22 protein-coding genes are annotated in these 24,912 nt (G+C 66.5%); 4 read left to right on the top strand and 18 right to left on the bottom strand.

Annotated features, from left to right (window positions below; all coding sequences use genetic code 11):
• Window positions 1-75 precede the first annotated feature (75 nt).
• Window positions 76-1,260, top strand: coding sequence for an FAD-dependent oxidoreductase (locus ABFO07_RS31220; protein ID WP_347469863.1), 1,185 nt, complete (start codon window positions 76-78; stop codon window positions 1,258-1,260).
• 73 nt (window positions 1,261-1,333) lie between these two features.
• Here the strand turns inward: ABFO07_RS31220 and ABFO07_RS31215 are convergent, their stop codons facing one another.
• Both ABFO07_RS31215 and ABFO07_RS31210 read right to left on the bottom strand, forming a co-directional pair.
• Window positions 1,334-2,491, bottom strand: coding sequence for an AraC family transcriptional regulator (locus ABFO07_RS31215; protein WP_124518879.1), 1,158 nt, complete (start codon window positions 2,489-2,491; stop codon window positions 1,334-1,336).
• Complete coding sequence (locus tag ABFO07_RS31210; RefSeq protein ID WP_059558929.1) at window positions 2,491-4,125, bottom strand: AMP-binding protein; 1,635 nt, start codon at window positions 4,123-4,125, stop codon at window positions 2,491-2,493. The genes ABFO07_RS31215 and ABFO07_RS31210 overlap by 1 nt, the downstream gene beginning before the upstream one ends.
• Before the next feature lie 470 nt (window positions 4,126-4,595).
• Here ABFO07_RS31210 and ABFO07_RS31205 point away from each other — a divergent pair, with 470 nt between their 5' ends.
• Both ABFO07_RS31205 and ABFO07_RS31200 read left to right on the top strand, forming a co-directional pair.
• Window positions 4,596-5,345, top strand: a complete 750-nt coding sequence (locus ABFO07_RS31205) for an SGNH/GDSL hydrolase family protein (protein WP_347469862.1) — start codon at window positions 4,596-4,598, stop codon at window positions 5,343-5,345.
• 158 nt (window positions 5,346-5,503) lie between these two features.
• Entirely contained in the window at window positions 5,504-6,610 is a 1,107-nt protein-coding gene (locus ABFO07_RS31200) for an AraC family transcriptional regulator (protein WP_059802692.1), read from the top strand.
• 19 nt (window positions 6,611-6,629) lie between these two features.
• Here ABFO07_RS31200 and ABFO07_RS31195 read toward each other — a convergent pair whose 3' ends face one another.
• The 16 genes from ABFO07_RS31195 to ABFO07_RS31115 form a co-directional block, all read right to left on the bottom strand.
• Window positions 6,630-8,144, bottom strand: coding sequence for a sensor histidine kinase (locus ABFO07_RS31195; protein WP_347469860.1), 1,515 nt, complete (start codon window positions 8,142-8,144; stop codon window positions 6,630-6,632).
• Window positions 8,141-8,863, bottom strand: a complete 723-nt coding sequence (locus ABFO07_RS31190; RefSeq protein WP_059892221.1) for a response regulator transcription factor — start codon at window positions 8,861-8,863, stop codon at window positions 8,141-8,143. The genes ABFO07_RS31195 and ABFO07_RS31190 overlap by 4 nt, the downstream gene beginning before the upstream one ends.
• A 386-nt stretch (window positions 8,864-9,249) precedes the next feature.
• Window positions 9,250-9,636 (bottom strand): hypothetical protein, encoded by a 387-nt coding sequence (locus ABFO07_RS31185; protein WP_322237710.1) that lies wholly within the window; start codon window positions 9,634-9,636, stop codon window positions 9,250-9,252.
• 181 nt (window positions 9,637-9,817) lie between these two features.
• Window positions 9,818-10,351, bottom strand: coding sequence for a nucleoside deaminase (locus tag ABFO07_RS31180; RefSeq protein WP_081063064.1), 534 nt, complete (start codon window positions 10,349-10,351; stop codon window positions 9,818-9,820).
• A 26-nt stretch (window positions 10,352-10,377) separates the two neighbouring features.
• Entirely contained in the window at window positions 10,378-11,169 is a 792-nt protein-coding gene (locus ABFO07_RS31175) for a hypothetical protein (RefSeq protein ID WP_059802684.1), read from the bottom strand.
• Window positions 11,166-12,557, bottom strand: coding sequence for an MFS transporter (locus ABFO07_RS31170; protein ID WP_347469859.1), 1,392 nt, complete (start codon window positions 12,555-12,557; stop codon window positions 11,166-11,168). The genes ABFO07_RS31175 and ABFO07_RS31170 overlap by 4 nt, the downstream gene beginning before the upstream one ends.
• 4 nt (window positions 12,558-12,561) lie before the next feature.
• On the bottom strand, window positions 12,562-13,272 hold the full coding sequence (locus ABFO07_RS31165; protein ID WP_196486824.1) for an HAD family hydrolase: 711 nt from the start codon (window positions 13,270-13,272) through the stop codon (window positions 12,562-12,564).
• Complete coding sequence (locus ABFO07_RS31160) at window positions 13,238-14,173, bottom strand: pseudouridine-5'-phosphate glycosidase (RefSeq protein WP_059558740.1); 936 nt, start codon at window positions 14,171-14,173, stop codon at window positions 13,238-13,240. Before ABFO07_RS31160 ends, ABFO07_RS31165 begins: the two co-directional genes overlap by 35 nt.
• Window positions 14,166-14,906 (bottom strand): transglutaminase-like domain-containing protein, encoded by a 741-nt coding sequence (locus ABFO07_RS31155; protein WP_059558743.1) that lies wholly within the window; start codon window positions 14,904-14,906, stop codon window positions 14,166-14,168. Before ABFO07_RS31155 ends, ABFO07_RS31160 begins: the two co-directional genes overlap by 8 nt.
• 110 nt (window positions 14,907-15,016) lie before the next feature.
• Window positions 15,017-16,165: an acyl-CoA dehydrogenase family protein gene (locus ABFO07_RS31150; RefSeq protein WP_059987842.1), complete on the bottom strand. Its 1,149-nt coding sequence runs from the start codon at window positions 16,163-16,165 to the stop codon at window positions 15,017-15,019.
• A 42-nt stretch (window positions 16,166-16,207) separates the two neighbouring features.
• Complete coding sequence (locus ABFO07_RS31145; protein WP_059558752.1) at window positions 16,208-16,585, bottom strand: ectoine synthase; 378 nt, start codon at window positions 16,583-16,585, stop codon at window positions 16,208-16,210.
• A 24-nt stretch (window positions 16,586-16,609) separates the two neighbouring features.
• The gene (locus ABFO07_RS31140) at window positions 16,610-16,873 is read right to left on the bottom strand and encodes an acyl carrier protein (RefSeq protein WP_059558755.1); all 264 of its coding nucleotides are present in this window, start codon (window positions 16,871-16,873) and stop codon (window positions 16,610-16,612) included.
• 1 nt (window position 16,874) lies between these two features.
• On the bottom strand, window positions 16,875-18,371 hold the full coding sequence (locus ABFO07_RS31135; RefSeq protein ID WP_347469856.1) for an AMP-binding protein: 1,497 nt from the start codon (window positions 18,369-18,371) through the stop codon (window positions 16,875-16,877).
• Between the two features lie 66 nt (window positions 18,372-18,437).
• Window positions 18,438-18,695 (bottom strand): hypothetical protein, encoded by a 258-nt coding sequence (locus tag ABFO07_RS31130; RefSeq protein ID WP_124491286.1) that lies wholly within the window; start codon window positions 18,693-18,695, stop codon window positions 18,438-18,440.
• Between the two features lie 871 nt (window positions 18,696-19,566).
• Window positions 19,567-20,979 carry a Re/Si-specific NAD(P)(+) transhydrogenase subunit beta gene (pntB, locus tag ABFO07_RS31120; RefSeq protein WP_059802673.1) on the bottom strand — a complete coding sequence of 471 codons (1,413 nt, stop codon included), beginning with the start codon at window positions 20,977-20,979 and terminating at the stop codon, window positions 19,567-19,569.
• Between the two features lie 13 nt (window positions 20,980-20,992).
• Window positions 20,993-22,594, bottom strand: coding sequence for a Re/Si-specific NAD(P)(+) transhydrogenase subunit alpha (locus tag ABFO07_RS31115; RefSeq protein WP_124483785.1), 1,602 nt, complete (start codon window positions 22,592-22,594; stop codon window positions 20,993-20,995).
• A 545-nt stretch (window positions 22,595-23,139) separates the two neighbouring features.
• On the opposite strand from ABFO07_RS31115, the gene ABFO07_RS31110 reads away from it, so the two are divergent.
• A complete protein-coding gene (locus ABFO07_RS31110) occupies window positions 23,140-24,660 on the top strand; it encodes a GGDEF domain-containing protein (RefSeq protein ID WP_059880294.1) in 1,521 nt (506 codons plus the stop codon).
• The last annotated feature ends 252 nt before the right edge of the window (window positions 24,661-24,912 follow it).

Below are 24,912 nucleotides of genomic sequence, written 5' to 3'. Positions count from 1 at the left end.
TATCGTGCGCGATCGCGATCACGCAACACTGTGCGCCGGACAGCGCCATCCGGCGCGACTTTCGGAGACGTTTCCATGCAGTCAATCCATGTCGCCATCGTCGGCGCGGGCCTCGGCGGCCTGTGCGTCGCCCAGGCACTGAAACGCGCCGGCATCGCCTTCGACGTGTACGAGCGCGACCCCGCGCTCGACAGCCGCCGGCAGGGTTTCCGCATCCGCATCGACGCGACGGGCCAGCGTGCGCTGGCCGCCAGCCTGCCCGCCGGGCTCTACGCGCTGTTCCGCGCGGCGGCCTCTCGGCGCACGGCCGGCACACGCTTCCTGACGCCCCGGCTCACGCCCGCTGCCGGACGCGTGCCGGCCGGCTGGCAACCGGATCCGCCCGCCTCGGAACCGGAAGACCCGGCCGACCTGAGCCTCAACCGGCTGACCCTGCGCGAGATCCTGATGGCGGGCATCGAGCACCATATCCATTTCGGCCACGCGATCGACCACTACCGGACGCTGCCCGATGGACGCGTGCAAGCGCGGTTCACGCACGGCGGCATCGTCGATTGCGACGTATTGGTGGGCGCCGACGGCGTCAACTCCGCGATACGGTCGCAGCTTGCCCCTGCCGCCGCACCGGACGACACCGGCAGCCTCTGCGTCTACGGCAAGACCCGGCTACAGCCCGGCGACGAAGCCATGCTGCGCGGCGGCACCAGCGTGGTGTTCGCGGACGGCTGCACCGCCGTCCTCGAGGACATGCGCTTCCAGGCCGACCTGCCCGCGCGCGCGGCGAGCACCGTGCCGCATTGCCGGCTTTCGCAGCCGGACGACTACTTCTACTGGGCGCTGATCGGCCCGCGCAGCCGTTTCGGACTGGACGGCCCGTCCGCGGCCGCGCCCCGCTTGCCTGCCGCGCTCGAGCCGGTCGTGCGGCACTGGCACCCGGCCCTGCGGCGCCTGCTGTGCGACACGCCGCCGTCCGCCGTGGCTGCGCAGCCCGTTCGCCGCGGGCGACCCGACGTGCCGCTGCCTGCCGGGCCCGTCACGCTGCTCGGCGATGCGATTCATGCGATGAGCCCCGCGGGCGGCGCAGGCGCCAACACCGCGCTCAAGGGCGCCGGTGCGCTGGGAGCCCTGCTGGCCGAGCACGCGGGGAGCAGCGCGAGCGCGCGGCATGCCGTCGCCCGTTACGCCGAACAGATGCGCGCGTGGGCCACCGACGCCGTGGCCGCATCGGAGCGCGCGGCGGCGCTGCTGTTTTCCCGATGAAAGCCGGTTTTCGCGCGCGATCCGACGCCCCGTTGCGTGCCGATCGGGAACGCGGCGAGCGGCCGCCGCGACGCTACGCGCTTCGCCGATAAGTGCCGGGCGTGCTGCCCGTCCAGTGCCGGAACGCGCGATGAAACGCGCTCGGATCGTCGAAACCGAGGTCGGCGCCGATCGCCGCGATCGTGTCGTTCGTGTCGGTGAGCCGCTGGATCGCGATGTCGCGCCGCAGCTCGTCCTTCAGCACCTGGAACGTCGTGCCCTCGGCCGACAGGTGGCGGCTCAGCGTGCGCACCGAGCAGTGCAGGCTGTCGGCGGCCGCCTCGATCGTCGGCAGGCTCGGCAGTTCGCCCGACAGATACTGCCGCACGCGGTGGCACACGAGCTGTTCGCTGAACGATTCGAAGATCCAGTCGCCGGGCGCGCGCGCGAGGAATTTGCGCAGGTTGCGCTTGCTTTGCCGGATCGGCGCGTCGAGATAATCGGCGCTGAAGCGCATCAGCGTGCGGCTGCTGTCGAACTGCACCGGCCCCGAGAAGAAGTAGAAGAGGTGATCGACCGCGTGACGCGGCCGCGGGCACGCGAACTCGACCTGCAGCAGCGGAATCGTCTGGCCGATCAGCCAGGAGCACACGCCGTGCACGAGCTTCAGCATCAGTTCCTGGCCGAGCGGGCCGATCGGGCCGAAGGCCGGGTTCGGCCGGATCACGACCTGCCCGACGAGGCCGTCGCGCTTCGAATCGACGAAGAAATCGTCGACGAGGATATGGAAGAACTGCCCGAAACGATGCAGCGCGGTTTCGAGGTTGCGCGCGTCGAGCAGGCTGAGGCACAGGAACTTCAGCGTGCCGCTGCGCAGCGGGCGCGAGAAGATGCCGGGCATCTCGTCGTCGAGATCGATCGCGAGCGTGCGGTACAGCGTCGAGAACTGCTCCTCGGTCACGCGCGCGTTCGGCTCGCCCTGCAGTTCGCTCGGAATGCCGGCCTGCCGCAGATACCGCTCGATCACGTCGCGCTGCACGCCCGCGCTCGCGAGAAAGCCGTTGACGAGCGAAATCGGCACCGTCGCGCTCGGCGAAGGCAGCGCACGGCCAGGCGGGGAAGAAAACGAATCGGTGCCGGTCATGGCGTAGCTGTCCAACGAATCGCTGGCATTGTACTTGACCGGCCGCGCGCGGGCCGCGCCGAGCCCGGGCCGCCCATCCGCGCGGGGCCGCCGGCGCGGCGCCGCCATCAGTCGAGGTGGCCGAGTTCCCGGCGCAGGATCTTGCCGACCGTCGATTTCGGCAGCTGCTCGACGAAACGGATGCGCTTGGGCACCTTGTACGCCGCGAGGCTCGCGCGGCAATGCGCGATCAGGTCCGCCTCGGCCACGAACGCGTCGCGCGCCACCACCACGAACAGCTTGACCGCCTCGCCCGTGCGCTCGTCCGGCACGCCGATGCACGCGCATTCGGCGACGCCCGGGAACGCGGTCGCGACCGCCTCCACCTCGTTCGGATAGACGTTGAAGCCCGACACGATGACCATGTCCTTCTTGCGGTCGACGATCCGCAGGAACCCCTTGTCGTCGAACACGCCGATGTCGCCGGTGCGGAAATAGCCGTCGGCGGTGAACGCGCGCGCGTTCGCGTCCGGCTGCTGCCAGTAGCCGGCCATCACCTGCGGCCCCTTCACGCAGATCTCGCCGGCTTCGCCGATGGCGACCTCGCGATCCTGATCGTCGAGCAGCGCCACGTCGGTGGACGGCAGCGGCAGGCCCGTGGAGCCCGTGAACGCGTCGATGTAATGCGGGTTGAACGACACCACCGGCGACGTTTCCGACAGGCCGTAGCCTTCGCGGATGAAGGTGCCCGTCACCGCCTTCCAGCGCGACGAGATCACGTCGATCACCGCCGCGCCGCCGCCGGCCGCGAGCTTCAGGCGCGACCAGTCGACTTCCTTCAGGCGCGGATGGCCCGCGAGCCCCGCGTACAGCGTGTTGACGCCGACGAACACCGTCGGCCGCGCGGCCTTCAGCACGTCGATGAACCCATCGATCTCGCGCGGGTTCGCGACGAGCCAGTTTTCCGCGCCGATCGCGAAGTAGGACAGGAAGTTCACCGTCAGCGCGAAGATGTGATACAGCGGGATCGCGGTGACGACGACCTCTTCGCCCGGCTGCCGCGCGTCGGGCACGATCGCCGCGAACTGTTCGATGTTCGCGACGAGGTTGCGGTGCGACAGTGCGGCGCCCTTCGACAGCCCGGTGGTGCCGCCCGTGTACTGCAGCAGCAGCAGGTCGCTGCCGCTCGGCGCGACCGGTTCGAAGGCGAGCGTTTCGCCCGCGGCCAGCGCGTGAGCGAGCGCGATCGAGCCGGTCGGCAGCGCTTCGCACACGCCGGCCGGCGCGTCGAGCACGCCGAGATCGCCGCGGCCCACGCTCAGCACGCTGCGGATGCGCGTATTGCCGACCACGTCGGCGAACGTGCCCATCGACCCGCCGCACACCACGGCCACCTCGACGCCCGCGTCGTTGAGCTGGTGCTCGAGCTCGCGCGCCGTGTAGAGCGGGTTCACGTTGACCTGGATCGCGCCGATCTTCGCGACGGCGACGAACGCCACCGGAAACGCGAGCACGTTGGGCAGCATCACGGCCACGCGGTCGCCCTTCCGGACCCCGACGACCTGCTGCAGATAGGCGGCCAGCGCGGTCGACAGGCGGTCGACGTCCGCGTAGGTGAGCGTGCGCCCGTACGCGCGGAACGCCGGCTTGTCGGCGAACCGGCGCATCGCGTCGTCCAGCAGCGCATTGATCGAGGGAAGGCGATCGGCGTCGATCTCGGCGGGAATCGGGCCATACGACCCGAGCCAGTGTCTCTTCATGATGTAGGTATCCTTGTACGGCCGGCGCGCGTCGCCCGGGCGGGGAGGGCCGTCAGTCAAGCGCCGACTATCGCGCGCCGGCCGCGCTTTGCAAATGATCGGCGCGGCCGAATTGGTGATCGAAACGGACACGCGGGTCGTTCGCAAGGACTCGATCCGCTGCTCGCCGCCCCGACCTCGGAACGCGGCGCGCGCCCTGGAATCTTGCACACCTGCGATCCTGCGCGGTTGACGAAGGGAGGGCCCGACTGACCACCGATGGTTCGGCGGCAAAGGAACGCGCGGTCCGACGCAGCGCCCAGTCGTCGGCGCAGGCCGCCGTACGCACGATCTCGCTCGACATGCTGCCGACCGGCGTCATCGGCGTCCCTGCCCGGCCGGTATCGCGGCAACGCTGGCCTTTCCGAACGAAGTCGCGTAGCCTCCTCGCGATTCTTCACTACGAAGGTGCATCACCTCGATCTTCCTGCTCCATGCTGACGCTATACAAGTACGCGCTTGGCCCGATCTTGCTGGCCCAGGCAAGTTGGTTGCGCAGAACCGCGCTGCGCCTGCCCGAGGCCAACGGCCCCCGTCAAGGGAGCGAGGGCGCGGATGACGGTGCGACGGCGCCGCTGCGCATTCTGGTGGTCGGCGATTCTTCGGCGGCGGGCGTGGGCGTGGACGAGCAGGAACATGCACTGGCGCAGCCGGTTGCACGGCTCCTGGCATGCGCCACGGGCCGCCGGGTCGAATGGCAGCTGATCGCGAAATCCGGCGTCAATACGGGCGAGGCGTTGAAGCTGTCGATGTGCAGCACGATCGGGCCGGCCGATTACCTCGTCACGGCGCTCGGCACGAACGACGTCACGTCCCAGCGCAAGCCGGGGCAATTCATCCGCGACTATATCGCGCTCGCCGATCATCTCGGGCTGCGCACCGGCGCCGCCGGCATCGTCGTGACAGGACTGCCGCCGTTGCGCATCCTGCCGGCCGCGCCGCATCCGCTGCGGTGGTACCTCGGCCGCTACGCCATTCGACTCGATCGGGCTTTGCGGCGCTGGGTCGACCGCCATCCCGCGCGACGTTACGTGTCGCTCGAGTGGGCCGCGAATCCCGCCGAGATGGCAATCGACCGGTACCATCCCGGGCCGAATCAATATCGTCGATGGGCCGAACTCGTCACCGAGAAAATTCTGGCGTTGATCAGCGAGACGCGCCCGCCCGTACACGCGGGAAAGTAGTCGACATCGAGCCAAGCGGAGCGCCGGCGCCATGCGCGGCGGGCGGCCCGGCCCACGGGCGGCGGCCGCGCTCAGGGTGAACCCTGTGGCGATCCGGCGCATTCGAGGGCAGAATCGCGTACCCGGAATCGGTATCGAATCGGACTCAGGACTCACTCATGCTGCGCGATGCGCCGTTGAAACCGGCCAGGACACGCCCCCCCGGCGATCGGTCGCCCGACGCCGCGCTACCCGCCATGCTGCGCGAGAAGTGCTTCTCGCCGTCCAAGCTCGCCGTCCTGCTGCAGGTCGCGTCGGACCTGGGGCTCGACGCCGGTGCGGTGCTGGCGGGGACGGATCTCGATCCCGCCGCCGTCGTCGATCCGTTCACGCTCACGTCGTCGCAGCAGTTCCTGACCGCCGCGAGCAACGCGATCCGCGCATACGGCAAACCGGATCTCGGCGTGCGGGTCGGGCATCGGCTGCACGCGTCGAGCTACGGGATGTACGGCTACGCGATGCTGTGCTCGGAATCGATGGCCCACGCGTTCGACTCGGCCGTCAAATACCACCAGATCGCGAACCGCATGCTGGAGATCCGGTGGGTCGTGCAGGACGACATGGTGTCGTGGCTGTTTCCCGATCCGGAAACCATGCCGCTGACCTGTCTCGACGAGCCGCTGTACCGCTTCCTGATCGACATGCAGTTCGCGCTGCACGTGACGATCATCAAGGACGTGATGGGCGCGTGGTGCGTGCCGGCGCGCGCGCAGTTCACGCAGCCGGAGCCGCCGCACGCGGCCATGCTGTCCGACGCGCTCGAATGCCCGCTCGCGTTCGATCAGCCGCGCAACGTGCTCAGCTACCCCGCCGCCTGGCTCACGCGCGCGCCGCAGCTCGCGAACCCGATCACCGCCGCGCAGGTGTCGTCGCACTGCGCGCGCCTGCTCGATGAACTGCGCACCCAGTCGGGCGTCACGCGCCGCGTCTACCAGGAGCTGACGCGCCTGCCGGGGCAGTTCCCGGACCTCGACGCGATCGCGCAGACGCTGTGCATCACCGCGCGCACGCTGCGCCGCAAGCTCGAGGCCGAAGGCACGTCATACAGCGAACTGCTGACGAGCGTGCGCAAGGCGCTGGCGATCGACTACCTGAGCACGACCACGCTCAGCACCGAAGACATCGCGGCGACGCTCGGCTTCAGCGACGCGGTAGGGTTCCGGCACGCGTTCAAGCGCTGGACCGGCAAAACGCCGAGCGACGTGCGGCGCAAACGGAGCGCGTAAGCGGCGCGGCGCAGGGATCTCAGTGCGCGCCGCCGGAACGGCTCGCCGCCTCGTTCGCGCCGCTTGCGACCGGCAGCGCAAACTCGAACACCGCCCCCCGCCCCGCCCGGTCGACCAGCCGGATCCGGCTGTCGTGCAGCATCAGCATCCGGTGCACGATCAACAGCCCGAGCCCGCCGTTCACCGTCGCGCCGCCCGCGCTCATCGGCCGCTGCGGGCGCTGGAACAGGCCCTCGCGCTGCGCCGGCGGAATCCCCGGGCCCGTATCCGACACCGTCACCTCCACCTTGCCGTCGCGCGGCGCCAGCGCGACCTCGATCTCGCCCTGTTCGGGCGTATGCCGCAACGCGTTGTCGAGCAGGTTGGTCAGCACGCGCTCGATCATGCCGAGATCCGCCGACACGTTCGGCACGCGCGGCGGGATCCGCGCATGCAGCGTGATATGCCGCGCCTTCGCGGCCAGCTCGAACTTCTGGAACACGTCCTGCACGAGATCGACGAGCGAAAAATCCTCCGGCACCGGCTGCACGCCGCCCGATTCGAGCCGCGCAAGCTCGAATAGCGCCTGCGCGAGCCGGCCGACCTTCGCGCTCTGCGCGAGCGCGATCGACAGGTAGCGCCGGCGCTCCGCCTCGTCGAGCGTGCCCGCCTTCAGCGACAGCGTTTCCAGATAGCCGTGCAGCGACGTGAGCGGCGTGCGCAGGTCGTGCGAGATGTTCGCGATCAGCTCGCGGCGCTGCTGGTCCTGGCGCGTGAGCGCGCGCCATTGCTCGCCGATCCGGTCGGCCATCTGCGCATACGCCGATTCGAGCACCGCGATGTCGTCGCCGCGCCGGCCGGGCGGCGGGCGCGGCACGCGCGGCTGCGTGTCGGGCTCGCCGTGCGCGTCGAAGCGGCGCATCGCCTCCGTCAGCCGGCGCAGCGGGCGCGTGATGAAGCTGAACGCGGTGAGCCCCGCGAGCAGCCCGAGCAGCGCGACGAGCGCCATCGACCACAGCGTGGTGCGCAGCACGTTGCCGGCGTCGAAGCGCGCCGCGAGCCGGTCGTGCGCCTCGCCGAGCAGCACCACGTAGATGTAGCCCGACGGCGGCTGCCCGTCGCGGCGCAGCGGCGCGACGCTGAAGATCTTGCGCCCGCCGGCGCTGCGCGGATCGTCGCCGAGGATCGGCAGCGGCTCGCCCGCGAGGAAGCGCTGCACCGGCACGAGATCGACGCGGTCGCGCTTCACGTGCCCGGGCGGCGCGTCATCGCCCTTGATCCGCCCCGCGCTGTCGAGCAGGTACACCTCGACGCTCGGGTTCACGCCCATCAACTGGCCGAACAGCGTGCGCACCGCGTCCGGGCGCAGCCCGTTCGCGTCCATCAGCGGCGTGATGTTCGCGATGTGCGCGGCCAGCTCGCGCGACAGGCCCTGCACGACTTCCATCTCGCGCATGTCGTTCGCGCGGATCTGCAGCCACGCCGACGCGCCGGAGCACGCGAGCAGCAGCACCGAGAACACGAGCGACAGCCGTTGCGTGAGCGTGAGCTTCATGACGCGTCCCGCTGGTCCGGCGCGGCGAGCTTGTAGCCGCGGCCCCACACGGTGAGGATCCGCACGGGCTCGGCCGGGTCGGCCTCGATCTTCGCGCGCAGCCGGTTGATGTGGGTATTGACCGTGTGCTCGTAGCCTTCGTGCTGGTAGCCCCACACGGCGTTCAGCAGGTCCATCCGCGAGAACACCTTGCCCGGATGCCGCGCGAAGAAATACAGCAGGTCGAATTCGCGCGGCGTCAGCTCGATGCGCGCGCCGTCCACGCTCGCCTCGCGCGCGATCGGGTCGATCGACAGCCCGGCGATGTCGAGCGTGCCGGCGTCGATCCGCGAATCGCGCGCGAGCGCGTCGACGCGGCGCAGCAGCGCCTTGACCCGCGCGACCAGTTCGAGCACCGAGAACGGCTTGGCCAGGTAGTCGTCCGCGCCGAGTTCGAGGCCGAGGATCCGGTGCACCTCGCTCGAACGCGCGCTGGTGATGATGATCGGCGTGTAGCGCTGCATGGCGCGCGCGCGCCGGCAAATCTCGAGCCCGTCGACGCCGGGCAGCATCAGGTCGAGGATCAGCGCGTCCCAGTTGCCCTGCTCGAGCAGGCGCAGGCCCTCGGCGCCGTCGGCGCTGTGCACGACTTCATAGCGCTCGTCGCGCAGGTGCAGGCTCAGCACGTCGGCGATGTCGGCGTCGTCCTCGACGATCAGGATGCGTTTCGGGTGGTCCATGGCGGGTCGGCGGCGTCGTGCGGCGCATCGGGGTCGGATGGCGACGGAATGCCGCCTTGCCGCCATTGTGCAAAATTTCAGGGCGGCAAGGGTTCACAAATAATTTAACTCTGGATGACGTGCGTGCCGGGAGCCAACGCCGGCAAGGCTTTTCGCGCCTGTCTTTGACATGCGGCTTTCATCATCCGGGGCCGAACACCAGGGAAACGCCAAAAACCCGGTGACCGCGGGCGGCCCTCCGAGGCCGGCCTCCGCCTGTCGGCGGCCGGCCTCGCCTCCTCAACGCGACAAGGCAGCCGTTGAATAGCCTGAACGCATCCTGGCATCGGCCGGCCGGATCGGCCGCCGTCGCGCGGCGGCGCAGTGACGCATGCGTCGCCCCTGCCCTATGCCGCCTCGAACATCCCGCGTATCAGCAACGGAAGCGGGGTGTCGACGAAGTCCGGCGCGCCCGGCCGATCGACGATCACATCGAACGCGCTGCGCGCGGAAGCCGCGGTCGATTCGAACCGGACCACCGGTGAAACGCCCGTCATCGACGTCACGATCGGCCGTATCCGGTTCCAGGCCCAATCGATGTCGGCGCACGCGATCGGGCGACCGTCCCAATATCGCGCCCTGTCGGTCAATTCGAAGCGGATGACGCGCCCCGCCGCGTCGGCGCGCCATTCAACGAAGCCGTCGTCGCCGTATTTCGACGCATAGATGCCGGAGGCCAGCGCTTGGAGATTCCACCGGTAATCGACCGCGACCTGATAGCCGGCCGCCTGCACTGGCCAGCTCGGCCGATTCGAAACCGCGTCGCCACGCTGGAACCCCAACGCGCGGGCCGTGCCGACCGCGCCGATTGCGCCGATCGCACCGGAAATCCGCAGCGCGCGATGGATGAAAATTCGCCGCCTCATCATCGTCTACCTCGCATGGACTGCCGAATGGAAACACGCGACGAAGCGCCTACGAACGCTTCGTTCCCGCACGCGCGCGATGCACCAGCGCGGCCTCGTCGACCAGCAGCGGCCCGACGATTTGCGCGTCATGAGGCGACGCGGCGAAGACCTGCCGGGGAGACAGTTCCACGTCCGTTGCGTTCGCCGTCTCTCCGTGAAGCCGCCTCAGGCTCACGGCATCGATGCCGTAGACGATGCGCCGGATGCCCGACCAATAGATCGCGCCGCTGCACATCACGCACGGCTCCGCCGACGCATAGATGGTCGCCTTGCGCAATTCCGCGGGGCTGAACTTCGCTGAAGCGATACGCACCGCGACGAGTTCCGCATGCGCGGTACAGTCCCCCGTCTCGCCCACCCGGTTGCCGGCTTCGACCAGCACGGCGCCCGAAGGCGACGCGACCACGGCGCCGAAAGGCGCGTTGCCCCGCTTCGCGGCGTGCGTCGCGACGACGAACGAACGGCGCAAATGCGCGAGATCGGCATCGCCCGGATCAGCCGGCCCGGAATGCGGCGGCGTCGGCGGCAATACTTGCGTCATCGGCTTTCTCCTGCTTCCCATAAGCGCTACAAGCGGTTTTCGATCGAATCCACGAACCATTCGAGGCTCGTCGAATTCGCGGACAGCATCGGCAATCCCAGCCTCTGCTCGACGGCGCTCACGGCATCGAGCGACGGAAATCCACTGCCCGGAACCACGATCGCATCCACCGCATGGCGATGCGGCACGAGCGCCTGCTCCGCTTGCGCAACGATGTCGGCCGCGGCGACGTCCCACACCGCACCGCGATCGAAGCGATCCTGTCGCGGCACGTCGTTCCAGCGCGACGGCAGCCGAAACGGAATGCGCACGGCCACCGCGAGATCGTGCCGGGAGAAATACGACACGAACGCGTCGACGGTTTCGTCGGAATACCAAGGCGGAATCAGCAACGCGGGGGCACGCGCGCGGCGCTTCAGCAGGCCGCGCACCAGCGCCTGCGCGGACGTCGTCGCGACGGCGCACCCGATGCGCGCCGTCGCGTCGCGGATGAACGCCGCATCGAATCGGCCGTCCGAGAACACGCTCGCGCTGGTGAAGCACAAACAGGCGGCATCCACGCGAATCCGTCTCAGCGTATCCAGTGCGACGCCCAGCCCGGCGCGGTCGACGAGTTCGTCGACGCTGGAGCCCAGATAGATCTGGCCCGGCTGTCGCGGCAGCGCGAAGCGCACGGTATGAATCGACAGCCGGCCGGCGGCCTGCCGCCAGATTTCCATCTCGGGAACCGGATCGTTGTCGACGACCACGATGCCCAGGCGCGGCAGATGGGAGTGGAATCCGGTGTGCGCGACGCGCGGCGCCGGCAGGCCGCTCATGAGGCTTCCTGCGGCGCCGGAGCCGATCGGTCGCGGATCGCCACCCCGGCGCCCAGGATCGCGAAAAACGCGGTCAGCGCGAAGGCTGCGGCATACGCGTGCGCCGGCTCGCCGATTCCCAGCGTGATGACCAGCAGCGCGAGTGCGATCGATCCGCTGCCGTACTGCGCGGTGACCATCAGCGAACTCGCGGCGCCCTGCTGCTGCTCCGTGATGCCCCTGATGCCGACGACGAATTTCGACGTGTAGATGATGCCGTGCCCCAGGCCGCTCACCAGCAGCCCCGGAAAGACGTCGAGCCAGTAATCGCGGTAGCCGATCCGCAGCGCGAGATACAGAAGCCCGGCCGCGCCCAGCACGAAGCCGAACGCGAGTACCCGGCCGGCCGCATACCGGCGCAGGATGCGCTCGGCCAGCATGTTGCCGAGAATGATCGTGATCGACAGCGGCAGGAACAGCAGGCCGGTGGTCCATACGTCGTAGCCGTAGAGCTTCTGCAGCAACAGCGTAATGAGAAAGAACTCCGAGCCGACGCTCGCCATGTAAAGCGCGCTCGCCGCGCAGCCGAGCTTCAGCGACCGGATCGCGCGGAGGTCGCGTTGAATCAGCGGCAACGGCAGCTTCGCCTCGGCGATCGCGAAGATCGCCAGCAGCACGACGGACGCCGTGAATACGATGCGGGTCCACAGGTGCGTCCAGCCGTATTCCGCCTGCAGCGTCAGCCAGAGCACGAAGCTGAGCACGGCGACCGTTCCGAAGAGCGACGCGAGCAGTGGAATCCGGGCCGCGTCCGGCGCGGCCGTGTTCCGGGCGAAATACCTCTGGCCAAGCAGCAGGCAGGCGAGCGCGACCGGGCCGTTGATGACGAAGATGAGCCGCCACGACACCAGCGCGAGCAGGCCGCCGAGCACCACGCCCGCGACCAGGCCGGATGCGCCGACCGCCCCCCAGATCGACAGCGCCCTCGCGCGCTCGCGGCCTTCCGGGAAATTGCCGGCGATCAGCGCAATGATCGCCGGCTGCAGGATGGCCGCGCTGACGCCCTGAATCGCGCGCGCCAGCAGCAGGAACGTCCCGTCCGGCGCGATGCCGCCCAACAGCGAGGCCGCGCCGAAAATCGCGATCGAAACGGCGAACGCGCTGGCCGGACCGTACCGGTCGCAGATCCGGCCGCCGACCAGCAGGAAGCCGGCGAACAGCAGGCCATACGACGACACGATCCATTGCGACACGCTGTCGTCGATATGCAACCCGTTCGCTATTTCAGGCAGCGCGACGTAAATGATCGAGTAGTCGAGCGCGATCATGAATTGCGCGAACGAAAGCACGGATAGCGTGACCGTGCGACCGCGATTCGGAAAGACGTCGGCTACAGTTTCGCTGCTCATCGTGTCAGTGCTCCGAAAGTTGGATAGGGGACAGCCACCGGGCGGTTCGGCTGCGCAGGCCCGCCCAGTCGGCCACGGGCTCGGGAAAACCTTTGCCCGCGAAGTCGGCGCGACTCGAGACGCCCCAGCCCACGCCGATTGCGTCGATGCCGGCCGCGCGGGCCATCAACAGGTCGTCCGTGCTGTCGCCGATCACGAGCGCGTCCCGGGGCGCGACCTGCAAGCTCGACGCGGCCAGCAGCGCGAGATCCGGCGCAGGCTTGCCGTGCTCGACCGCGTCGTGACCGAAGACGCCATCGAACAGTTCGCGCAGGCGCGTCGCGGTGAGGATGTCTTCCGCGCTGACCTGGATCTTGCTCGTGACGGCGGCGATCTTGACGCCGGAGCGCTTCAACGTCTCGATGAACGGGCGCGCTTCGGGAAACGGCAGGTGCTCGGCGAATGTTTCGGACTCCCGCTTGAAGATCGACCGGTACTCGCCCATGCAGGTTTCGATCAACGCGGCATCCGATGCCGGAAGCAATTGCGAGAACGCCTGCTGCAACGGGATGCCGATCGTGCGCCTCGCCCGATCGGCGTCGAACGCCAATCCATGGTGTTTCAGAACGGATTCGAATACGCGAACGATCAGCGCCGGCGTATCGAGCAGCGTACCGTCCAGATCGAACAACACGGCTGCATCACGCATGATCGACACGGCTTCGAGCCAGCACACCGGCGAATTCGGCGGCAACGCGCGCGGTGGACAGCAGCACCGCCCGGTTGATGAGATTGCTTTTGCCATCGGTCGCGGCGGCGATGATCTTCAGGATCGCCGGCGTGACGGCTTGCCCGGTAATGCCTTGCGCCTTGCACTGCGCGATGGCGTCCCGAATCAATGGATCGAGGATCGCGTTGTCGATCGAGAATTCCTTTTCGATCGGATGCGTGATGAGCACCGCGCCCGCGCCGTCGAGCGCCCAGTGAGTGCGAACGAGCGAGGCGATATCGGACAGTTCGTCCAGTCGAACCGGCACCGTCTGGGTCGTGCTTTGCGTGTAATAGCCGGGAAAATCGCTCCATCGATACCCCACGACAGGGATGCCCAGCGTTTCCAGAACCTCCAGCGTCAATGCCGGATCCAGCATCGATTTGGCGCCCGCGCATACGACTGCGACCCGCGTGCGCGCGAATTGAATCAGATCGGGCGATATGTCGAAGGTCTGCTGCGCCTCGTAGTGCACGCCGCCGATGCCGGCGACCGAGAACGTCTCGATGCCGACCTGCGCGCAGGCCACCAGGCTGGAGGATACGGTGGTCCCGGCGGATTCCCGCGCGGCGAGCACGTACGCCAGATCGCGCGTGCTCGCCTTGCCCCTGACCTTGCCGGACGCGAGCTCGTCGAGTTCGGCATCGTTGACGCCGATCAGCAGGCGTCCCTTGAGTATCGCGATTCTCGCCGGCACGGCCCCCGCGTCGCGCAATACCTGCTCGGCCGCCTTGGCGGTGTCGTAATTGAATGGCCGGCTGCCGCCGGTGACGACGGACGATTCGAGGCCGACGATCGGGCGGCGCTCATGCAGCGCGTCTTGCACTTCTTCCGATATCGCGTAGAAATGCGGCAATTGCTTAGCCATTGAGCGCGCTCCGTTCAGAGGTTGCGGAAATCGAGGGGGGCAAATGCGCCGCGCCACGGGGCCGACGGCGAGGATCGGCGCACACATGGCCGTTTTCCGGCGCCATCCGCGGGTGCGCTGCACGCACGAGATCGATGAGTTCGGCCGCGTTCGCCGGCTCGACGGTCCGCGGCGGCTCGAGAAAGATCATGCTCGTGCCGGCTGCTTCGTCATACGGCTGATGGATCGAATCGTTCCGTCCGTCGAATTCCAGCGGCGTGGCCTTGTACAGGCTGCACAGCAGCTTGTTGAACACCGGGGCGACCTTGATCCATTTATCGTCGAGCCAGACTTCCGCGAACCAGTGCAGGAACACCGCTCCCCCCATCAGTTCGATGATTCCCGGGCTCGCGAAATGATTGATCACCTTCGCGGCCTTGAGCCGGGCGGGGATGTGCAGGAGCCGCGCCGCGCTGACGAAGGCAATCGACTTGTGAAGACAGAATCCCCTGCCTGCGCGCACGATGCTGCTCGACGCGAGCCCGGCGGACGACAGCGGCGTATCGAAGATCTCGTAGCTGATCTTGTCGCGCACGTGGTAATAGACGTCGATCAACCGATCGCGGCGGTCCGCCGTCTGCTTGCCGATCCTTTCGTCGATGTACTGCCTGAAATAGGCGTGCCTGTAATCGAATACCTCGTTGTCTTCGAGGAAACGAAGCGCGTCGAAGGAACGAGTCGTTGAGCTGCTCATGAGGACTCCCGGAAGACTGATTGACTTGACCGACGCCGCCACCCGTCACGAACCGGCTCGCGAGCGGCCGTTCTCGCGGCAACGCAGGTGCGCTCCATATGTAACGGAACCTAGAGCCCCAGCGCGACGGCGATCCGGTTGCGCTGAATTTCATTGGTCCCGGAATAGATCGGGCCGGCGAGCGTATCGGCGATCGCCTCTCCGGCGCCGGCATCCTGCAAATATCCGGCGCCGCCGCGCACGTGCAGGGCCGCGATCGCATTGTCGATTGCATAGTCGCTCGCGACGATCTTCGCCGCCGCCACCTCGATCGTCGCATCCTGCTTGCTGTCCAGCTTGGCCGCCGCCTGGTAGAGCAGCGCGCGCGCCGTCTCGTAGCCGATTCGCATGTCGGCAATCTTGTGCGCGATGGCCTGGTTGCTGGCGATGCGCGCACCGAATTGCCGGCGCGTCTTCGCGAATTCGATGGTCTCCTCGAGACGACGCAGCGACTCCCCGATCGAAATGACGAAGCACAGCAGGATTTCCTTCTTCATCACCTTGTCGAGAATATGGAATCCGCCGCCGTCGCCGCCGATCAGATTGGCCTTCGGCACCCGGCAATCGCGCAACGTGAGCGTGCCGTTGAGCGAGCCGTGCAGGCCCACCTTGGCCAGCGCCGAGCCGCGCTGCACGCCCGGCGTGCCGGTTTCCACGACGAACGCGCTCAGCGAACTCAAGCGGCTCGCCGAAGGGCGCTTCGCGTAGACGACGATCAGGTCGGCCAGCGGCCCGTTCGTCACGAACGTTTTTTCGCCGTTGATCACGACGTCGTCTCCGTCGTCGACCGCCGTGGTCTGCATCGCGAATACGTCCGAGCCGGCCGTTTCCTCGCTGATCGCATGCGCGCCGATCAACTCGCCCGAGGCCAGGCCATCCAGATATCTGGCCTTGGCCTGCGGCGTGCCCCAGGTATGAATGGGAATCAGCGAACTGGCCAACTGCGTGGCGACCGAAAAATTCAACCCCGCATCGACGGACAAATAGCCGATACGCTCCACGCTGCGCATGAGCGAACTCTGGTTGGCGGAACAACCGCCGAGGGCGGCGGGCAACACCGATCGGAACACCTTCGCGTTCGAAATGGCGAACCATTTTTCCCACGCGAATTCCGGCGTTGCCGTCTGCAGCGGCGCGCGTTGCCGCAGCAATGGCGCGCTGTCGTCCAGCTTGCGCAATATCGCGTCGCCGAAGGCGCTGGCGTCGCTGGCGTCGTTCAATGAGTGCATGGTCAGGTGACTCGGCTCGATCGATTGAAATTCTCAGTATTGAGAAAATCCGCTCTCATCCAGTTGATGCTTCTCGTTACCGGTCAATGGCGGGTTGAACACGCTGATGAGCACGAGATCGTCGCTGTCGTCGGCCACCAGATGGTGTGCATCGTGCTGATTGAGCACGTAAAGCGTTCCCGGCGTGATCGCGAGCTTGACGGTGCCGTCCCGGCTGATCACCTTGCCGGAGCCCGACAGGCAATAGCAGGCCTCCAGATGCCGGCGGTACTGAATCTTCGAGTCCGTGCCGCGATAGACGACCGTGTGGCACACCGTGAATCCCATCTCGTCGGATTGCGTGAGCATCCGGCGGCTCTGGCCGTTCCCCCACTCCACCGCGGGCGTATCCTGAATGTCGCGTAAAAACATGTCTGACTCCTTGTTTGACGTTGTTCAAGCAATGTTTTCGCTTTTCCGGGAATGGACGGCGATGAATTCCGTCACCTTCCTGACGCTTCCGAACGATTCCGGCGTCAGGCTCAGATCGTCTACCGGAATATCGAATTTCTCTCCGATCCACGACACGAATTGCAGCAGCTCCAGACTGCTGATTACGCCGTTTTCCAGCAGGTCGTAATCGACGTCGAGCTCGTCGGGAGCGATGTCCGGCGAAAATTTTTCGCAAATGAAGGACTTGATGGTGGATTCGGTTGTCATGTCAGTTACCCAAATTGGCCAAGATCGACTTCCTGTCGAATTTCCCGTTGCTTCCTCTCGGCAGTTCATGCCGGGAAATCCAGATCTCCCGTGGAATCGACGTACGCGGCAGGCGGGTCGCGCAATGCTTGCGCAGTTCGAGCGACGAGCACGTCCACCGGTTCTTCAGGTTGACGACGGCAACGAGCCTGGCTTCGTCCGTTTGAGGCGCCTTCACCAGCACCACCGCCGCGTCCACGGCCGGGTGATCGGCCAGGATCGATTCCACTTCCTGCGTGTTGATTCGCACGCCGTGAATCTTGATCTGATGGTCGATCCGTCCGAGCAATTCGAGCGTGCCGTCCGGGTGACGCACCACCAGATCGCCGCTGCGAAAATAGACCTTGCCATCCGCATGCAGGACGAAGCGCTCGTCCGTCAAGCGCGCGTCGCTGTAGCCGATCGATTGAAACGGGGTATTGACCAGCAACTCACCTTGATGCGGCGTGTCGCTCGATGAACTGGACGTATCGATCTCGAACGTCGTGCCCGCTATCGCCGCCCCCAGCGGAATGTAGTCGCGACCGCTCGCGGATAACCGGGGTATGTCGACAACCTCGACGAAGCTGTCGTTGGTTTCGGTGCACCCGTAGACATTCAGCAACCTCGCATTGGGGAAATGCGTTGCGATACGGGCCACCTGGGCCGGCGAGAATTTTTCTCCGGTGAAGATCGCGGTGCCGACCTTGTCGAACGGAGGATCCGGTTCGCGATCCTGGCCGAGCAGCAATTGATAGAGATGCCCGACGCCTTGCAGCAAGTCGACGTGCTGCTCCCGGACCAGGGCGCGCAGATAGCCGTCCCTGGACAACTGATGCGCATCGGCGAGCACCACGGCTCCGCCGGCCGCGAGCACGCCCCATAGTTCGAGCAGGCTCAGGTCGAAATTGAGCGGCGCGAAGCTGAGCGAGCGCGTGAACGGGCCAAGATTCAGATAGCTCCGCGCCCAATCGGCGAAATGGGCGATCGCGGCGGCGGTGAGATTGACGATCTTCGGCGCGCCGGTGGTTCCCGATGTGGCGAGTTGCAAGCCGGACGCGCCGGCCGTCACCCGATCGGGAGGCGGCGAATGCGCATCGGCATCCGCATGCGCCGGTCGATCGACCGGTATTGCGCCGGTGGCCTGGATCACCCTGTCGACGTAATCGCTGCTCCAGTTTGGCGACGCGATGAATACGGGGTATCCGAGCATCCATGCGGCCAATATAAGGCCCAAATTGGCGGGCGTCTTTTCGCCGTCGACGAAAATCAACGAACCACCGGGCAACCGGGTCGATTCGACAAGGCGAACGCCGGCATCGAAGTGATCGAGAAACGTTTTCCGGACGATCCACTCGCCCGCATGCCAGAGGATCGGTGCGCCCGGTTCCGCATGCAAGTGTCGAATAATCGACTCCGCAATTGTCGAGCGCGCGCCATCCAGTCGGCCATCCGAAGATGACGAGATTATTTCGCTCATGAATCAACCCTTTATCTCCGTATCGCGCTGCGATACGGAGTGATCGAAAGATGTCTGCCCGACGAATCAGGATGCCTGGAACCGCGAAATCGACGCGTGAGCCGTTCGTCCGCGCGGTATCGTGTCTCGCGATAGCGGCAAACCTGGGTCCGGATCAGGCAAATAGAGGGTTTCCGTAATACGACTGTCGCAGGTGGAATGCGCGAGCCACGACTGCCACAGCGTTTCAAGATGCAACCACGCCGTCCGCAGCGCGAGCATGCGGAACGGGAAGCGCGAATCGATCCTTGCGTTCACGCGATTACGGAAGAAATCTTCGATCATCACCCGCCCTCGAATTTCACGTTTTGATTAATATTTTTATAAAACTTTCTCTCAGGTCGACTTCATGGAACCGGATCACCGATTCCATATATCAATCAAACATCCCGCATGAAATTACGTCATGAAATATGGCTTTTCACCGCCTGTTCTGATGAAAATTCATAATTCAGCAAAATCAAATAATCAGCCACTTTGCTTATTCAAATCATTCGCCGACTCGATACTCAGATTGATACTAGAAAATCAATCAGATCTTTTCAAATAAGATTTATGCATATGCATACAACGAATTCTTGATCTGACGTGTTGACGCTCATCCAGAATCGGCCTGGTCATTCCGCGTCCGCGACCACGGGCGTGCCCTCCCGCCGAACGTGGATTCCAGGTTGCAGGACCAGACCAGACCGAGCTTCCCGATATTGCCGGCGTCGATCTGCTTGAGGCGGGAAAAGCGCGTTTCCGCATAGTCCCGCCCGTAACTGGACCAGCCCCTGGTCGCGCGCGTTGTCACGGATGCTCTGCGCGTCGACGCGCGCCGTGACGGCGCAGATATGCCCGGGCTGGCCCTCGTATTGGACTCGCCCGGCATCCTGGGTGACGGGCCGCTGTCGTGCGCGACGCTCGCCCCGTTGCTCCGGCTATTGGCTCGCTATTGCAAGCTCATCACGCCGATTTCAGCCGCGCGTTTCGCCGGATTCACGGGATCAGTCCATCGGACTATCGAGACGGCGCCGAAGCAAACCGGTCGTGCGGGAGGGGCGCGAGCATGCGCCCTCGTCGATTGAAATGCGCATCCGCCCGCAACGCATCAGGCGATGCGTTGCGGGCGGATGGCGTATTGAGGCCGGGCGGCGCGTGCGCGCCGCCGCGCTCAGGCTTTCAGCACCCCGAAGATCTCGCTCAGCATCGACTTCGCGTCGCCGAACAACATGCGGTTGTTGTCCTTGTAGAACAGCGGGTTGTCGACGCCCGCATAGCCCGAGGCCATGCTGCGCTTCATCACGATCGAGGTCTTCGCCTTCCACACTTCCAGCACCGGCATGCCGGCGATCGGGCTCGCCGGGTCGTCCTGCGCCGCCGGGTTCACGATGTCGTTCGCGCCGATCACCATCGACACGTCGGCCTCGGGGAAGTCGCCGTTGATCTCGTCCATTTCGAGCACGATGTCGTACGGCACCTTCGCTTCGGCCAGCAGCACGTTCATGTGCCCCGGCATGCGGCCCGCCACCGGGTGAATCGCGAAGCGCACGTCGACGCCCTTTTCGCGCAGCAGCTTCGTGAGCTCGAACACCGTGTGCTGGGCTTGCGCCACCGCCATCCCGTAGCCGGGCACGATGATCACGCGCTTCGCTTCGCGCAGCAGTTCGGCCGTTTCCGCGGCGCTCACCGCCACCGCTTCGCCGGCCGGCTGCGCACCGCCGCCGGCTGCCGCGGGCGCGCCCGCGCCGCTGCCGAAGCCGCCGGCGATCACGCTGATGAAGTTGCGGTTCATCGCACGGCACATGATGTACGACAGGATCGCACCCGACGAGCCCACCAGCGCGCCGATCACGATCAGCAGGTCGTTGCCGAGCATGAAGCCGGTGGCCGCCGCCGCCCAGCCCGAGTAGCTGTTGAGCATCGACACCACGACGGGCATGTCGGCGCCGCCGATGGCCATCACCATGTGCACGCCGAACAGCAGCGAGATCACCGTCATCACGACGAGCGGCGTCATGCCGTCCTGAATGCTTTCCGCATGCAGGAACGTGCGGCCATACGCGATCACCACCAGCAGCGCGGCCAGGTTGAGCCAGTGCCGCGCCGGCAGCAGCAGCGGCTTGCCGCCGATCTTGCCCGACAGCTTGCCGAACGCGACGACCGAGCCCGCGAAGGTCACCGCGCCGATCAGGATGCCGACGTAGATCTCGACTTCGTGGATGGCCTTCTCGGCGCCGGTGAACTGCACCGACGTATCGATGTAGCTGGCGAAGCCCACCAGGCAGGCCGCGAGGCCGACCAGGCTGTGCATCAGCGCCACCAGCTCGGGCATCTGCGTCATCTGCACCTTCTTCGCGGCGATGAGGCCGACGGCACCGCCGACGGCCAGCGCAGCGACGACGTACGGAATGCCCTCGGCCGACACGCGCGGACCGAGCACGGTGGCGAGCACGGCGATCAGCATGCCGATCATGCCGAGCAGGTTGCCCCGCCGCGCGGTCTCGGGATTGGCCAGCCCGCCGAGGCTGAGGATGAAGAGAATGGCCGCGCCGATGTAGGAGACGGTAGTCAGGTTGGAACTCATTGTTGTCGCCCCCTTATTTGCGGAACATCGCCAGCATGCGCCGCGTCACCGCGAAACCGCCGAACATGTTGACGGCCGTGAGCGCCAGCGCGCCCACCGCCAGGCCCAGGATCAGCCCCGACGGCCGGTCGCCCGCGCCGCCCGCCAGTTCGCCCAGCGGCGGCGCGACCTGCACCAGCGCGCCGATGGCGATGATCGACGAGATCGCGTTGGTCACGCTCATCAGCGGCGTGTGCAGCGACGGCGTGACGTTCCAGATCACCATGTAGCCGACGAAGCAGGCCAGCACGAACACCGTGAAGTGCGACAGGAAGCTGGACGGCGCGTACTGGCCGACCAGCAGGAAAGCCAGCGCGCCGATCGCGAACACGATCGCGAGCGCCTTGGCCGACATCGGCTCGCCGCTGTGGCCGTGGCCCTTGGACTTCGCGGGCGCGGCCGCTGCGGGCGCAGCCTGGGGTTTCGGCGCGACGGCCGCCTGCTTGATCGGCGGCGGCGGCCACGTGACGTTGCCTTCCTTGATCACGGTGAGGCCGCGGATCGCATCGTCGTCGAAGTCGACGTTGATCGTGCCGTCCTTGCCCTTGCACAGCTCCTCGACCACGCGCAGCAGGTTCGTCGCATAGAGCGTGGACGACTGCCGCGACAGGCGCGACGCGAGATCGGTATAGCCGACGATGGTCACGCCGTGGCGCACCACCGCCTCGCCGGGCACCGTGAGCTCGCAGTTGCCGCCTTGCTCGGCCGCCATGTCGACGATCACGCTGCCGGGCTTCATCGACTGCACCATCTCGGCCGTGATCAGCTTCGGCGCCGGCTTGCCCGGAATCAGCGCGGTGGTGATGATGATGTCGGCGTCCCTGGCCTGCTGCGCGTACATCGCGCGCTGCGCCTGCTGGAAGCCCTCGCTCATCACCTTGGCGTAGCCGCCGCCGCCCGAGCCTTCTTCCTCGTAGTCGACCTTGACGAACTCGCCGCCCAGCGACTTGACCTGGTCGGCCACCTCGGCGCGCGTGTCGTTGGCGCGCACGATCGCGCCGAGACTCGCAGCCGTGCCGATCGCGGCCAGCCCCGCCACGCCGGCCCCGGCGATGAAGACCTTGGCGGGCGGTACCTTGCCGGCGGCGGTGACCTGGCCGTTCAGGAAGCGGCCGAACGCATGCGCGGCCTCGATCACCGCGCGGTAGCCGCTGATGCCGGCCATCGACGTGAGCGCGTCCATCTTCTGTGCACGCGAAAGCGTGCGCGGCAGCGAATCGATCGCCAGCACCGTGGCCCGCCTGGCGGCCAGCTGCTGCATCAGTTCGGGATTCTGCGCCGGCCAGACGAAGCCGATCAGCGTGCCGCCGTCGCGCAGCAGCGCCACTTCCTCGCTGCTCGGGGGGCGCACCTTGAACACGATGTCGCTGCCGGACCAGAGCTCGGCCGCGGTTGCGACGACGGTTGCACCGGCCGCGCGGTAAGCGTCGTCGTCAAAGTTCGCGCCGGCACCGGCGCCGCTTTGCACGGCCACCGAAAACCCCAGCTTGATCAGTTTCTCGACCACCTCGGGCACGGTCGCCACGCGCCGCTCCCCGGTGGTTGTCTCCAGAGGAATTCCAATCCGTAATGTCATATTGAGAATTATTCGTAATGGCCATCGCCAGGATTTCGGGAACGTTCGTCAAGCTACACGATTCAAGCGCGGATTGTGTGGCCTGCACCCGGCTGTGGCGGATAACCCGACTCCGCCTTGACAATCGCGCCGCCGCGCTATCGACGAGGATCATCCGACACCCTCTCCAAACGGAGATCAGACCAGCATATCGAGTGTCGAGGTCTTTCTGAAATTTATCTTTTGAATCCACGGGCATTCACTTCATGAATCCCGCGCCGGGATGCGCTCGGCCCGCTGCGCTCCCGCGATCGGGGCATGGGAGCGTGCCTCGCAAGAATCCCGGCCCTGCCTGTCGACCTGCCGGATTCAAGTGCGGGTTTTGTGTCCTGCGCCCGGCATAGCGTTAAAGCCCGATCGAATCGACAGATCGCCGCACACGTTTTCGGCGACGCCGCGCCGATGCGCGGCGCGTTCGGGCCTCGATTTCCTCGCTTACCTGCCGTTAACCCGGATTTCAGCGCAGCCCGGTTCATCTCGCCGGTCTTCTCCCTCGAGCGCGTAGCATGTCCGCATCCATCTCCATCGAAAAGATCGCCGACTGGGCGGGACGAAACCATCTTGTCGTCGGCGCGCTCGGCACACTGATGTCGCTCGCCGCGCTGGGCCTCTGCGCGATGACGCTCTGGGCCGCGAGAAGCGAGGTCGTCGAGCACGCGCACGAAACCTCGCACAATGTCGCCGCGGTGCTGGTCAGCGAGATCGCGCGGACCGTCGAGACGTCCAACAACGCGTTGACGTCGCTCGCCGCCGATCTCGGCAGGCCGGCGGTCCGGCACATGGACGCCAGGCTGCGGCACGATCTGCTGTTCCAGCACGCGGCCGCGCCATACGTAACCGGGATGGGCGTGACGGACCGGTTCGGCCAGTTGATCGACGGCTGCTGCAGCCCGTCCCACCACTGGAACTTCAGCGATCGCGACTACTTCAAGGTCCATCGCGACGCGGCGAATGTCGGCCTTTACGTGTCCGAGGCCTATCGCTCGCGCGCGCGCGGCGGCACGAAGTCCATCGCGCTCTCTCGACGCATCGAACGGCCGGACCACGCGTTCAACGGGATCGCGGTCGTCGCCATCGACCTCGACTATTTCGATCAGCTGCTGTCCCGGCTGAACGTCGGGCCGCACGGCATCACCGCGATCCTGCGCGCGGACGGCACCATCCTCGCCAGAAATCCGCCGCTGAGCGATCACCAGATGATCCGCCTGGGCCGATCGATCGTCTTCGATCGCATGCTGAACCAGGACGCGGGATTCTATGCATCCCGCTCGCGCATCGACGGAATCCTGCGGCTCTATACGTTCCAGCGGGTGCCCGGTACGCCGCTGATCGCGGTCGTCGCCCCTGCCGAGCACGACGTGCTGGCCGGCTTCGTACGCATGTCATGGTGGGTCGGCGTGCCGGCGACGATCATCTGCGCGCTCTTCTGCGCCGTCGTCTGGCTGCTCGCATTCGCGTTGCGGGACAATCTGCGCAAGCAGACACGGCTGACCGATCTCACCCGCACCGATCCGCTGACGGGCCTGAGCAACCGCCGCGCGCTCGACGTCGCGCTGGCCGACGAATGGGAACGGCTGCAGCGCGGCAACGACGCCAGCCTGTCGGTGCTGTTCATCGACGCCGACCACTTCAAGCAGTACAACGACCGATACGGGCATGCGCAAGGCGACGCGGCGCTGAGGTTCCTGGCCGAATGCATCCGTGCCCACACGCGCCGGCGCGGCGATGTCGCCGCGCGCTACGGCGGCGAGGAGTTCGTCGCGGTGCTGCCGGACACGGATGAAAGCGGCGCCGCGAAAGTCGCGGAGGCCATTCGCCGGGAAGTGGAATGCAACCGGCTCGCCGGCGTTGCCGAGGCCGTTCCCGCCTTTACGGTCAGCATCGGCTGCGCGACCGCCTCCCATGCGCACCCGCCGTCCATCGACGCGCTGTCGCGTCAGGCGGACCTCGCGCTGTACACCGCCAAGCGCCAGGGACGAAACCGCGTCTGCCACGCACCGGCGCAGCCGCACGCGCATGCGGCGTGACGGGCGTCACGCCACCCGTTCGGGTAGCCGGACGCCACGATTTCCATTCGATCCGCGTTTACCCGTGATGCTTCGGAAGCATGACGCGCAGTTGACGCGCCATCGTCGATCGGAACCCCGTCCAGGTTGATGCAGCGACCGCTTCGCGTCACACGCGACAGCAATTCTTTACGATTGCAAACGCCTCTCATTTGCATTAAATTTCCGCGCGAATGTACTGTTTGGAACACAGACGTCGGCGCGAGGCCGTCC

Origin of the sequence: Burkholderia stagnalis, assembly GCF_039848545.1 — a bacterium.
GTDB classification, from domain to species: Bacteria; Pseudomonadota; Gammaproteobacteria; order Burkholderiales; family Burkholderiaceae; genus Burkholderia; species Burkholderia stagnalis.
Note: the sequence above shows the minus strand (reverse complement) of the source record. Positions and strands in the feature narration are given on the sequence as shown.

Excerpts from the sequence above, each read along its gene's own strand:
- ABFO07_RS31215 (WP_124518879.1), bottom strand. The coding sequence starts at position 2,491 with ATGGCGGCGCCGCGCCGGCGGCCCCGCGCGGATGGGCGGCCCGGGCTC.
- ABFO07_RS31110 (WP_059880294.1), top strand. The coding sequence starts at position 23,140 with ATGTCCGCATCCATCTCCATCGAAAAGATCGCCGACTGGGCGGGACGA.
- ABFO07_RS31155 (WP_059558743.1), bottom strand. The coding sequence starts at position 14,906 with ATGAGCAGCTCAACGACTCGTTCCTTCGACGCGCTTCGTTTCCTCGAA.
- ABFO07_RS31145 (WP_059558752.1), bottom strand. The coding sequence starts at position 16,585 with ATGTTTTTACGCGACATTCAGGATACGCCCGCGGTGGAGTGGGGGAAC.
- ABFO07_RS31190 (WP_059892221.1), bottom strand. The coding sequence starts at position 8,863 with ATGGACCACCCGAAACGCATCCTGATCGTCGAGGACGACGCCGACATC.
- ABFO07_RS31195 (WP_347469860.1), bottom strand. The coding sequence starts at position 8,144 with ATGAAGCTCACGCTCACGCAACGGCTGTCGCTCGTGTTCTCGGTGCTG.
- ABFO07_RS31130 (WP_124491286.1), bottom strand. The coding sequence starts at position 18,695 with ATGATCGAAGATTTCTTCCGTAATCGCGTGAACGCAAGGATCGATTCG.
- pntB (WP_059802673.1), bottom strand. The coding sequence starts at position 20,979 with ATGAGTTCCAACCTGACTACCGTCTCCTACATCGGCGCGGCCATTCTC.
- ABFO07_RS31175 (WP_059802684.1), bottom strand. The coding sequence starts at position 11,169 with ATGAGCGGCCTGCCGGCGCCGCGCGTCGCGCACACCGGATTCCACTCC.
- ABFO07_RS31135 (WP_347469856.1), bottom strand. The coding sequence starts at position 18,371 with ATGAGCGAAATAATCTCGTCATCTTCGGATGGCCGACTGGATGGCGCG.
- ABFO07_RS31115 (WP_124483785.1), bottom strand. The coding sequence starts at position 22,594 with ATGACATTACGGATTGGAATTCCTCTGGAGACAACCACCGGGGAGCGG.
- ABFO07_RS31200 (WP_059802692.1), top strand. The coding sequence starts at position 5,504 with ATGCTGCGCGATGCGCCGTTGAAACCGGCCAGGACACGCCCCCCCGGC.
- ABFO07_RS31140 (WP_059558755.1), bottom strand. The coding sequence starts at position 16,873 with ATGACAACCGAATCCACCATCAAGTCCTTCATTTGCGAAAAATTTTCG.
- ABFO07_RS31220 (WP_347469863.1), top strand. The coding sequence starts at position 76 with ATGCAGTCAATCCATGTCGCCATCGTCGGCGCGGGCCTCGGCGGCCTG.
- ABFO07_RS31205 (WP_347469862.1), top strand. The coding sequence starts at position 4,596 with ATGCTGACGCTATACAAGTACGCGCTTGGCCCGATCTTGCTGGCCCAG.
- ABFO07_RS31180 (WP_081063064.1), bottom strand. The coding sequence starts at position 10,351 with ATGACGCAAGTATTGCCGCCGACGCCGCCGCATTCCGGGCCGGCTGAT.
- ABFO07_RS31160 (WP_059558740.1), bottom strand. The coding sequence starts at position 14,173 with ATGGCTAAGCAATTGCCGCATTTCTACGCGATATCGGAAGAAGTGCAA.
- ABFO07_RS31170 (WP_347469859.1), bottom strand. The coding sequence starts at position 12,557 with ATGAGCAGCGAAACTGTAGCCGACGTCTTTCCGAATCGCGGTCGCACG.